The sequence below is a fragment of the Cytobacillus horneckiae genome (genome assembly GCF_002835735.1).
Classification (GTDB): domain Bacteria; phylum Bacillota; class Bacilli; order Bacillales; family Cytobacillaceae; genus Cytobacillus; species Cytobacillus horneckiae.
Genome location: NZ_PISD01000016.1, coordinates 1 through 11,977 on the forward strand (window position 1 = coordinate 1; position 11,977 = coordinate 11,977).

An 11,977-nucleotide genomic window follows, 5' to 3' on the forward strand; every position below is an offset into this window, starting at 1 on the left:
TGAATAAAGATGGTTTATTCCACTGAAGAGGATGGATGCCATGTTAATAAGTTAAATCAACCTTTTACTGATACAAATTGTTTTTCTAATGCAATATATTTACAAAATAAAAAAGCCGTGCTACTCAATTTGTAGCTCGACTTTTTTATTTGTCTTTTTTTTCCTGTACTTATTGCTTTTGTTTTAGGAATCTTAATAAATCTCCATAGATGATGTTGTCGGATAAGCTTAATTCTTCCCTGACAATTTTTTCATATTTTTCACACGAACCGTCCGAGATTGGTTTGCTATTTGATTTATTATAGCAAATATTATCCTGCATTACGTATTTATCATTTACGAATCCGCCATCCCGGAATACGACTGGATGGCTGCTAGATCTTGTAAATAAATTATGGCCGAAAGACATGAGGTTATCTGTCTTAATACCTAATAAATGTAATAAGGTTGGGCGGATATCAACTTCTCCTCCAGGGATCGAAATGGTTTCACCTTCTAAACCTGGTATATGGATAATAACAGGCACTTGTCGGTATAATGTATGATTGATTGGACTATCGTCTTTGTTGAGAAATTCTGTCAAAGCGGGTTCATATTTTTCGGAAATGCCATAATGATCTCCATACAGGATAAAAATTGTGTCTTCATACATTCCATTACTTTTTAGCTGCTCAAACAAGTGCTTGATTGCCTCATCCTGATATCTTACCGTCGTAACATAGCGATTTAAGACACTTTCATCAGTATCGGCCATTGATATCAACTGTTCCTCTTCACCTAAAAGAAACGGAAAATGATTGGTAAGTGTAATCAGCTTTGCAAAATATGGAGTTGGTAAAGATTTCATATGTGTAACAGACTGTTCAAAAAATGGGATATCTAATATGCCATAATTTACTGAGTTATCATCTGTTACTTCATAGTCATTTTTTGAAAAGAAACGGTCATAACCGAGAGTTTCGTACATTTGTTCACGATTCCAAAATGAAGCATCATTTCCATGAAAGGAAGCGGAATAATATCCTCCATGATTTTTTAATAGCTTTTGCAAGCTGTTAAAGACATTATCTGGACGCCTGACAAATACTGAGCCTCCTGATAGGGGGTACAAGCTTGTATCGATCATGAATTCCGAATCTGACGTCTTTCCTTGTGCAGTTTGGTCATAAATTTGATTAAAGTAAAAGCTTTCTTTAATTAAACTGTTCAAGAATGGGGTGATTTCTTTCCCGCCAACCTTTTGGTTGATGACGAAGTTTTGCGTTGATTCCATGCTAATCATGACAACATTCTTTCCTTTAGCTACGCCGAACAGGTCTGTTTCTTTATCTTTTTTTGCCGATATATATTCTTCCATTTTTCCTGTGTCTAAATGAGTGGCGATCACCCTGTCAATAGGAGGGCGGACGCCCATTAATATATCGTAGAAATGATAATTATAAGGGCCGATTGCTTTTACCATCTGTCCCCGATTGTACGAAGCAGTAAATAACGACGGAGAATGAATCCAGCCGATTGTTGCATTGATAATTAGAATGGATGCACTAATAGCAAAGTATATACTCTTCGTTTTCCGGCTTTCTGGTTCATAAGGAATATTTATTTTTCTAGCAAGCCAAGCAAAAAATAGGATATCTAAAAATAATAAAATATCCCAGCCGCTCATCAGCTCGAAAGTGCTAGGTCCAATCCCGCCTACATTTTTGAACTGAAAGAGGATAGACACAGTAACATAATCTATATAAAAGCGATAATACAGAAGATCCCCATATAACAGGCCGGTCAAAAGAAGCATAGCAAAGAGCAGCCATTTCACGTTCACTGTTTTTGTTAAATAAACACTCAGCCCTATTAAAAGCATCAGCGATCCGATCGGATTTATAATAATCACAATCACATCAGTCCAAGAATGAATAGGCAAGCCAAACCCTAGAAAGGAAACCGCCACTGTTTTAGCCCACATACATAAAATGGCAAAGAAAATGAGATGTCTGCTCGTAAAGTCTTGATTAATTCTCATTATAATGCCCTGCTATTAACCGAAAAGGCTTCCTTTGCATACGCCAATTCAGTTTGAAGAATTTGTAATTCATCCTCGCTATGATGACCCATTAACGAAATTTGCAGCCAATTTCTATCAACTAAGTACTGACTTTCATAGCTAGTGTATATGTGTTTTTGCTTTAAGTAATCTCCTAGGTCTTTAGAAGACAGATTAGCTGGTAATTGGATGGTGATGATTCCGGGTGAGTAAGAGTCATCACCTGCAAATGGGTAGCTTTCCTTTTCAAGAAAGCGCCTAATGGCTGCAGCATTATTTTCTATATTTAATAGATTCATATTGTCCATAGCTACCCGTAGCGCTTTTACCAAATTTGATGAATGGGTAAATGGTACACTGTCAGTATTATGATATAGACCCAAATCCAAATATCGTGGAATATCCGGATTAGAAATGATTGGTTCACGATGGAAGATAATTGCTAAACCGGGATACGATCCTAGACCCTTACCGCTTACGCTTGTAGCAAACAGTAGATTTTGAAAAGAAACGGGAATTATTCCTACGGAGCTGCATGCATCTACACATAGCTCAACTCCTGCTGTACTGCATAACTGTTCAATAGCAGGCAAATCAAACACATAGCCAGTGCTTGTTTCACAATGAACCGTCCATAACCATGTGATATCCGGATTGTCCATAAGAACCTGCCTGATTTCGATGAGATTAATAGGTTCATTCCACTGCTTTTCAATTGTTAGGTAGTTTAAATGAAACCGATCTGCATGATTTATGAGGCGGTAACCAAATTCACCTGCTGCCAAAATAAGCCCTTTTCCTCTCAATGATTGTAATTGGGCGGCGACGATGTCATTGGCAAGGGTACCTGTTCCTACAGCCAAATCAGTAAATTTTGCCCCAGTCAGACGGCTTAGCCGATTTTGTACTTCTTTCAATTCTTTAGTGAAAATTTGATCACGATGTGAAATCGAAGAAAATGCTAAAGCCTCTTGGACAGCAGGATGCATCTGTACAGGTCCAGGTAAGAAACTAATCGGTTTTTTCGGTTTAGAAAACCTTGCTAACATTCTTTTAAATACTTTTGTAGAAGATTCAAACTGCTCTTTTGTAAGATACATTGGCTGAAATCTTGCTTGTCCTGATGCTACTATCTCTCCAAAAGGGATGAATCCAATTTTTTTATATAAAGGTATTTGTTTATCAACCCCAGAAATTAATGCCATATTATAATTATGCTCCAGGCAGTAGCTTACGAGCAGTTCGCATAATCTAAAAAAGACCGGGCTCATCCGAAAGCTTTCTTTGACTGATAAAAGCCTAATTTCACATGGACGAGCATCTGTTGGTAGAATTTCATCTAAATTTTCAATTTTTTGGTCAAGAGAAAACGGTCGCGTCGCTCGTACAGCAATCATTCCAACCACTTCATTTCTCCACTTTGCAATAATATAGGTGTTCTCTCCGTCGAACCTATCAATCAATAGCTGTCGCTCATTTTGCCCATGCTGGGGAATTTCTTCTACAAAGGTTTTATAATTAAGCTGATAGATCTGTTCATATTCTTCTTGATCAGATGCAATTTTATAAATGAATTCCATCATTTTCACTCTCCTGAATGTTTTTCCGGTTGGTTTTAGAAATATGATTTGGTTTATGCATGAATAACACAATACCTGCCATTAAAGCGAAACCGATAACAAGTTGTTGTTGGTTTCCCAATAAATAGGCGCTTAAAGGAATGGAAAGTAATGCGATCAACCCTGAGACAGTGAATCGCTTGAATAATAGCGTAGTTATAGCCAGAATAGCTCCTGCAACAACGATCGTGTATGGCTCCAGATAAAGAGCGATTGCCAGAAACACAACAACACCTTTTCCACCACGGAAATTAAGTTGCACTGGCCAAATATGACCAAGTAGGAGGCCAAAACCACAAACGATCATAGCCACCACGTTATTGTCTAAAATTATTTGAGTTACCAGTAAAGCCAAAAATACTTTCAATGCATCTATAATGACTGTTACAATGAAAGCTTTTTTTCCAAAATACCTACCAGCATTTCTTGCACCAGCATTCCCGCTTCCGTGCGTTCTAATGTCAGTATTTTTGAAAATAACTCCTAAATAATAGGCGCCATTCACACACCCCAATGCATAGGACATGATAAATATGAGGACATAAAGCATACCAACAATCCTCTCCATTGAATTTATGTATGCATAACTAGTTCTAAATCTGTGGTATGTTTTCCTTTATTTTTTTGTAATAGCAGTTTTTACTTTATCCAGTCTCAATTCAATAATATTAAGCAAACACGAATCTTCATAATTCAATTTACTTATTTCCATTTTATACAATGTAACATTACATTTAAAGTGAAATCATACAATAATCAAATTATTCTTTCTGAGTTTAGCAATTAAAACAGGTGATAAGATCGCTAAAGCAAAGCTGATTAGGTAGTTAATCCTGCTGCAGCATTACTTTGCTATTATTGGAATTTCTTGTATTATACTCTGATTCTATTAAATTTGTATTTTATTTACAATCATTTAGTTAAATATTTATAATTAATTGGGACTAGGAGGTGCGGTAAGTTATATATCAGAAAACTTATGGCGAACTTATTTAACAAAAATAGGTGGGGAATGAACCGGCTTCGGACATGGGGTAGCTTCAGTTATCTCAATTCTCCTAGAATACAAAGCGAAATGGTACGGGAAACAAGTATTCTCCGTAACTAAGAGTTGCCCATCAAGTCAACGCTGTTCCTGTTGTGGCTAGCGGAATAAAGATATTAAAACTATAGAATGTGAAGGATTAGGTTTGTAGGAAATGAGTACAGACCGATTTAGAATAAAAATATTAATAAATTTACTATAACCACAATTCAATATCAAATTAGATTTTTCAGAAGACAACAAACTATTGAAGAAAGAAGGGGAAATGCTCCAAGATTTATCATTATAACTCTTATTACTCCGTAGTATTGTAGATGTGGGCAAGCTGTAACCGGACCAGCAGCCATTTACTGGTCCAACAACCATCACAGAATTAACAGGTGACACATATTTTACCGGACTTACTGGATCATTTTGCAGTTTGATATCTTTTCTGCCATTTGTCACTCTTAGGTCTACAGTATTCTTTATCTAAACAAATTAACTTTCTGAAGATGTGTATAGGTTTGATCCTGGTTTACCCGCTCCAGATATACATTTGTCGTTGAAATATCCGCATGACCAGCCCAGTCTTTTACTACTGCAAGCGGCACATCATTCTCAAGCAGCATCGTTACAAAAGTATGCCTGAACCAGTGTGGCGATACACTAGACTGCTTTCCTGCAAGATGAACTGCTTCCTTTACAATTTTATATAAACTTGCATATGTTAATCTTTTTTTCTCTGTATGCAGTTCCTTTTTATTATAAATTGAAAAGAGAAGAGGGCTCGTATCTTCAGGATCGATTTCAGTAGGCTCTTCTATACTTCTTCGATAATCCATTAAAATAGCTACTGTTTCCTCACGAATAGGAATAGATCGGTGTTTTTGTCCTTTCCCGATAACGTCGGCATATAAAAAGCCTTGACGATTATAGCGAAAGCTTCCCCAATTTAAGCTTAATAGCTCACTTGCACGGATACCAGTCGTATAAAGAAGATAAGCAATCAATAAGTTGCGTTTCTCTAATGGCTCCTGATTCTTGCGTGCTTTGACTATTTTAGGAAAGCATGCAATTAATTGCTCCGCATCCTTCTGATTTAATTCTCTCACTTGTGGCCGCATTTGAGTCTCTTTTATTATATAATGTCCCTTTTTTGAAGATGGCTTAGATATCCAAGTTGAGAGATGGGCTTTATAGAATTGAGTTTCATATCCAAATTCCAGTAAACGCCGAAAGAATTCTAATTTTCGAATGGCTGATTTTGCTGCATATTTTTCTTTTATGTACCGATTATATGCTTTCACTTCAGGGAAGCCGATGTCACGAAAAGCCAATTGATGCTCTGATAAATAAATGAGCAATGTTTTCGCATCTGATCGATAAGCTTTTAATGTGTGAGGGGAGAGCTGTTTATTTGTTGTTAAAATTTTCTCTATAAAAAACATTTCTAACAAATCTTGATCAGAGCTATCAGCAAGAGAGAGGTTGCGATTCTCATCTAGCAGATTGTGAGACGCTAATTTATTTTGTAAGTCATGCAAATATTGTTCATTTGTAATCTTTTGAAGATGGATGATTTCATTCATGATTAAATACTCCTCATCTAGTTGACGATAATCTTGTTATGTATAGTAAAGATAATGCCTAATTATCTTTACTTATAGTTTATCATAGATAATTAGTCTAATATAAGGAAAAATAACTTGTTTTTTCCTTGCTTGAAATTCGCTCTGTGACGAAATTAGTTTTGAAGAAATGGATCATTACTCACTAAATGCAACAGAGCGCACGATCTTAAAAAGAAGCAATCGCCCGTCGGCAATACAAGCACAATAGGTTAATCGATGTAGTAAAGGAGCATTTTTGAAATATAAGAAAATAAACATAGACAATAAGATAAGTCATATAAAGGAATGGAAAATGTCTAAAACGCTTTTTTCATAGAAACATTTTAGGGAGAAAGATGAAGCATTCTAAGAGTGTGTAGAAAAAGTATATAAAAAATAGCAACCAAGATAGAATGGTCGCTATTTTGATTTATTCATTTTTCGCGTTATCAAAAAGATTTAATGTCCATTGTTTTAAATCTACCATACGTAAATGATCGATGCGCTGGTTCATCTCTGTTACAATAATTGGTGCAAGAGAGTCATCTTTATGCATTGAGCCATGTGCACCACCGCCTGTATGCTGAGGGGAACTTTCACCAATAAATTCGTATCCAGGTTTAGCATCTAATATAATAAAATCACCTTTTTGAGAATACATTGCACCATACAATCTTGCTAATGCATCTGGATAGTTACCATATTGGATTCTATTGTTATTGTCTATTGTTAAATCAAGTATGGAACTATCTCCATCTACGCTCCAGGTTTGATTGTAAATATCATTAAATTTTCCTCCGGGTTTAAATTGAAGGGTATTTGCATCTGCTTTTCCTGAAACGACTTGAACTTTTCCATTCTCCTTCCACGCAATCCAAGCGATTCGTTCATCTGCTTTCAACTTACTCAAAATATCTTGGAGTGATATACTCTGTTTAATTTTATAAACATATGCCATCCTTTCATTCGCTGTAATAGCTAATTCATCACTTTTGTTAACTTTTTCTCCAAGCTTTAATATACTGTAATTAGACAGAGCGGAACTTAAATTTATTAATGCTTCTTCTTTGTCATCATTGACTGAAGACTGCTTGCTGTCGCCAATGATCATCCAAGTAATTCCATTTAATGCCTCGTCCCAATTCGGAAATGCATTTAATATATTTTGTAGTTGTTTATCAAGCTTCTCAATCCCCTTAATTGTCTTTGGTCCGTTTTTATGAACGGTATGATCATTTATTGGAAAATAGATAATTGTAAAATCTGGAAGGTTATTTTTTTCTAATAGGTAAATTAATTCCTCAGCTCCAAATGAATCATTGAATCCCAATCGGTGAACTAAATGATTGTTTTTTTCATCCTGATGGATTAATGCACCCAATGATAAAATCTTTGGTCCAAGCGTATTATAATGATCTGGCAACCCGGTTGTTTTCTCTATAATCTCTGGAATTTTAAGTTCATGTTTATAGTTCCCCCGATAAATAATAGTGTTAATAGACGCAGATGATCTTCCTCTTTTTTCTAATGCCTCGTGAATCGTTTCTACATGCGGGCTAAGATCCACATTATTAAATTGATATATAGCATCTTCAGCAAACTGAGTTGCCCCAATCTTCATCATTTCGAAGAAGCCATTTCCATAATTAATCATCCGTTCCTGGTCTTTGTTATACCAGACTAAGCCTGGAATTTTATGTTCATTAGGATAGGTGCCTGTTATTAATGAACTATCAATAGTAACTGACATCGTAGGATAGGCACTGACTAATTGATTACTATAGCGTCCATGATTCATAAAAAAGGCAAGAGCTGGTGCTTTATTTTCTTCAATTGCTTTCTTTAAAGATTCATCCATTAATGAATCAATTACAAGAAGGATGACTTTAGGGGTAGATGTGGTTTTGGTTTGAATGACATTGGGAACATCCTGAACTTTCAATTCATCATCTTTTTGAAACGTACAGCCAATCATTAATAAGATAGTAAGGCAAGCAATATAAATGACTCGAAATCCCATCGTTATTCCACCTACTTATGATAATTTTCATTGTGGTCTAAGTTTTACAGATTAGCTTGCTTTAAGACATTTTATTCGTTTTTACTTTATCTAAAACAATACTGGTCAACATACCAATGAAAGCGCTCCCTATAATATCTGCTGGATAATGATGGCCCACCCAAATACGGGAGAATCCGGTAAGAGAGGATAATAGCATCATAATTATTCCCAATACGCGATCATAAAGGTAGATAGCCGTAGAAATTGCAAATACTAGAAGTGTATGCTTGCTTGGAAAAGTAGAATCTCTTTTTGCTGGAACGAGAATGCCTACTCGGTGTTTCACAAACGGTCGGGGTTTAAAGTAGACTGCTTTTATTAAGGTGTTTAAAATTATTGTAATTCCCGCTGCTTTCAATGCAAGATATGATACTTTTTTGGAGGAATCATTCTTAAACCACATGAAAATCAAGATAACAATAAACAAGTAACGAATTTTATTGGTTACTAATATCATTAACATATCCATCAGGGGACAGTGACCCCGCGCCCATTTGTTTGAATCAAATATTTTAGTGTACATTTAATGTTTCTCCTTTTATACAGATGCTTATAATTTTCCCTCTGTCGAGGGAAATATGTAGAATTCGTTAAAAGGAAACATAACGAGCTAATCAAGCTAAAGATCGATACAGATCTCAATATTTTTAAAAAAATAACAAAAAAATATCTTGTTGGCTCTAGTTAATTCTATAGGAGGATAGCGGGAGTTTTAAGGCATTGATGCGGGGATTTAAGCAATCCTTATAGGCGATAAGTTATGCGTGCAATTTATTGTATATATCCAGGTGGACATACTTCTGCTGGTTCCTCCCATCTAGCTTAATTGCTACTTCTATAACTTTAATTATTTCATTTAGCCAAAAATCATTTACATAGAGGGTTTTTGAAACGTATATCGAAATTTAATAAATGGGCATGGTCTGTGGAAAAATTATCATTCAATTAGTAGGGAAAGAAGAATGGAATAAATATTGTGTAAAACCATATAAAGAATAAATGGATAGATGATAGAAATATAATCGATAATTTGAAGGTGTTATTATGACAAAGCTAGGTGGACGCATTTATTACGGATGGTATATCGTTTTTTCAGCATCAATTATTGTCCTGTTAAGCATGGGCTTGAGAATGGGAATCGGTCCATTTGTTAATCCAATGATATTTGACCTTGGTTTAACTAGAACCGAGTTTTCTTTAATCCTAGCAGTCGGCATGATTGTTTATGGTTTAGGAATGCCTTTGGCTGGATACATTTTAAAATACTATAGCACTCGTTTTGTCCTAATAACTGGCCTTATCATTTTCTGTGTATCTGTCATATGTACAATTACTTCTAACGGAATCATCTCGTTTCTTCTTTCATTTGGCATTTTATTTTCACTTGGGCTATCATTTCTAAGCAATATAACTTTAGCACCAATCATTTGCAAATGGTTTGTTCAACAAAGAGGCAAGGCTCTTTTTTATCTTTCAACAGGCGGAATGGCGGGAATGGCAATTATGACACCTGTTGAATTCACATTGATTCAAGCTGTTGGTTGGAAGCATAGCCTTCTTATATTGGGAGGAGTGTTCGTTTGTATCGTCCTTCCGTCAGCAATTTTTATTATGAAAGAAGATGCTCCAGCAGAGGCTAATGATGATAGCAAGCGAATGAGCGATCAATCAAGATATATGCTCGATAAAATCACATGGAAGGATGCTATCAAAACTCGTGCTTATTGGCAAATAGTTATTGGATTATTTGCCTGCGGTTATGGCATGAACCTAATGGGCTCACATGCAGTCCCAATGCTAATGGATCATCATTTTGAACCGATGACTGCATCGTTTGGCTTCGGGCTGATTGGCATCGTAGCCATTTTTAGTTCATTATTTTTAGGTACTATTGCCGACCGCTATCCACGAAAAAATATTTTATTTTGGGTTTATTTTGTTCGCGGCATGGGGATTCTTGGACTAGTTTTCGTAGAAACACCTGCGCAGCTCTTTTTTGTAGCAGTAACAGGAGGATTGGTTTGGGCAGGCTCAATCGCCCTGTCTTCAGCAATCTTGAGTGATTTTTATGGCGTACATCTACTAGCGATGTTGAACGGATGGGCTTTTTTTGGACATCAGGTTGGAGGAGCGATTGGCTCATTTTTAGGCGGCTGGGGTTTTGAAACTTTCGGAACCCACATATTAGCATTTGGTTCTGCTGCATTTATTTCTCTTATTGCTAGCTTTGCATCATTTGCTCTACCTAAAAAAATCTCATTTCCAAAATATAATAATATAAACAAAGACCACTCAATTTTAAAATAACGATAGTTAATGCAGTTTACCAATAGGAATTGAGCTTTCAATAAAAAAAAATTGCCACAATTGTATGTAGTCAAAGGTGAATAGAATAAACGATAGAAGCCAGATTTTTCTAGCGAATAAGAGACAAACCTGGCTATTTATTAAAAATTTCCTTTTCACTCATTTAAGATTTAATTCATACCTATAAAAAATGGAGAGAATAGTCTATTTTTTAAGGAGATGATTTTTTGTATCCGTATTATTATTATCGCGTAAATAACTGGGATCACATACTTATGTTGCTGCGTCAAAGTTTATATGCCGAAGAAATGGTTTGTTCTATGAGTAGTGAGCTTTTCCATATTCCAGAAACCAAGGACTTAGAGGGCAATGATGAAATGCATAGCCACCTTGTTCCTGCATCCTATCACCGTGTAACGGCAGTAGGCTCGGCTCAAAGACTGAAAAATGGCGAACAAAGAGAAACTATTGTACAAACAATGACAACTTGTATTATAAATGCTGAAAACCAAGATAGAAAAGTACGTGAAGGATTAAATACGATGGAGCAAAATGCTAGTCAAGAATATAAAGCATTTATTCAAGTAATAATCAAATGGCAGGAACAAGCAGAATCTTATTTAATGCAAGCGAAAGAAGCAGTAAAATCAATGGGATATTCAATGCCTGCTGAAAATGAACAGCAGACTGGAGAAGCACTTTATTAAGCCTTTGCTTTTCTAAATAAGTTTGATAAAAGCCTAATTTCTGTATGAAATTAGGCTTTTATTTTATAAATCAATAATTTGTACCTCATCGATTTCTTAAACATGCAACCAGATTGATTATGCAAAATAATTTACAAATAAAAATAGGCATATGAAACGGTAACTATACCCAAGCAATGACCATAATTTGTTGAAGAGAGTGTCTAACAAAGGAGATTCACCTTTTAATTTTTTTTGAAATTGGACCTTTCGTCTATCATAGGTTTTTATTTTAATATGGAGGTATTCAAGAATGAATAATTTTTATAATGAACTTCAAAGTTTGAATATCGGTGATTTTCAGGCAAACCAAGCAGTTCCTTGGGATCAAAGCCATCAGCATTATGATCAGTCTAGATTATGTGGCGGCTGTTTTGGGATTTTCCCTTGCTTCTTCTGTGCGGGCTGCTTTCGCTGTGGTGGTTGCGGTGGTTGCGGTGGTTGTGGTGGCCGTTGTGGTGGTTGCGGTCGTTGCGGCGGTTGTGGTCGCTGCGGTGGTCGGTAGATCCAGTCATTTATTGTCTAAAGAGATGCCCCTGCATATCGCACCGGGGCCTTTTCTTTT

Annotated in this window: 9 protein-coding genes and 1 pseudogene; 4 read left to right on the forward strand and 6 right to left on the reverse strand. The window is 35.8% G+C overall.

Translation table 11 applies throughout. The annotated features are described in order from the left end of the window. Nucleotides 1-169: 169 nt before the first annotated feature. From CWS20_RS08435 to CWS20_RS08445, 3 genes are read right to left on the reverse strand one after another with little or no spacing between them, the layout of a single operon-like run. Entirely contained in the window at nucleotides 170-2,020 is a 1,851-nt protein-coding gene (locus CWS20_RS08435) for an LTA synthase family protein (protein ID WP_066198282.1), read from the reverse strand. Then, a complete protein-coding gene (locus CWS20_RS08440; protein WP_083957391.1) occupies nucleotides 2,020-3,624 on the reverse strand; it encodes an aminotransferase class V-fold PLP-dependent enzyme in 1,605 nt (534 codons plus the stop codon). The genes CWS20_RS08435 and CWS20_RS08440 overlap by 1 nt, the downstream gene beginning before the upstream one ends. Continuing rightward, nucleotides 3,605-4,210 carry a glycerol-3-phosphate acyltransferase gene (locus tag CWS20_RS08445; RefSeq protein WP_066198279.1) on the reverse strand — a complete coding sequence of 202 codons (606 nt, stop codon included), beginning with the start codon at nucleotides 4,208-4,210 and terminating at the stop codon, nucleotides 3,605-3,607. Before CWS20_RS08445 ends, CWS20_RS08440 begins: the two co-directional genes overlap by 20 nt. 505 nt (nucleotides 4,211-4,715) lie before the next feature. Between CWS20_RS08445 and CWS20_RS08450 the strand changes: the two are divergent. Then, nucleotides 4,716-4,805, forward strand: a pseudogene (locus tag CWS20_RS08450) (zinc ribbon domain-containing protein); the annotation flags it as partial. A gap of 367 nt (nucleotides 4,806-5,172) precedes the next feature. Here CWS20_RS08450 and CWS20_RS08455 read toward each other — a convergent pair. The 3 genes from CWS20_RS08455 to CWS20_RS08465 form a co-directional block, all read right to left on the reverse strand. Then, entirely contained in the window at nucleotides 5,173-6,276 is a 1,104-nt protein-coding gene (locus CWS20_RS08455) for a tyrosine-type recombinase/integrase (RefSeq protein WP_066198277.1), read from the reverse strand. Nucleotides 6,277-6,727: 451 nt separating this feature from the next. Then, nucleotides 6,728-8,317, reverse strand: coding sequence for an alkaline phosphatase family protein (locus tag CWS20_RS08460; protein WP_241504156.1), 1,590 nt, complete (start codon nucleotides 8,315-8,317; stop codon nucleotides 6,728-6,730). A 61-nt stretch (nucleotides 8,318-8,378) separates the two neighbouring features. Further along, entirely contained in the window at nucleotides 8,379-8,882 is a 504-nt protein-coding gene (locus CWS20_RS08465; RefSeq protein WP_066198267.1) for an undecaprenyl-diphosphatase, read from the reverse strand. Between the two features lie 521 nt (nucleotides 8,883-9,403). Here CWS20_RS08465 and CWS20_RS08470 point away from each other — a divergent pair. The 3 genes from CWS20_RS08470 to CWS20_RS08480 all read left to right on the forward strand — a co-directional run bounded on the left by CWS20_RS08470 (nucleotide 9,404) and on the right by CWS20_RS08480 (nucleotide 11,917). Beyond that, nucleotides 9,404-10,666, forward strand: a complete 1,263-nt coding sequence (locus tag CWS20_RS08470; protein WP_066198264.1) for an MFS transporter — start codon at nucleotides 9,404-9,406, stop codon at nucleotides 10,664-10,666. Between the two features lie 227 nt (nucleotides 10,667-10,893). After that, nucleotides 10,894-11,373 carry a hypothetical protein gene (locus CWS20_RS08475; protein WP_066198261.1) on the forward strand — a complete coding sequence of 160 codons (480 nt, stop codon included), beginning with the start codon at nucleotides 10,894-10,896 and terminating at the stop codon, nucleotides 11,371-11,373. 292 nt (nucleotides 11,374-11,665) lie between these two features. Beyond that, nucleotides 11,666-11,917 (forward strand): heterocycloanthracin/sonorensin family bacteriocin, encoded by a 252-nt coding sequence (locus tag CWS20_RS08480; RefSeq protein WP_083957389.1) that lies wholly within the window; start codon nucleotides 11,666-11,668, stop codon nucleotides 11,915-11,917. Nucleotides 11,918-11,977: the final 60 nt, after the last annotated feature.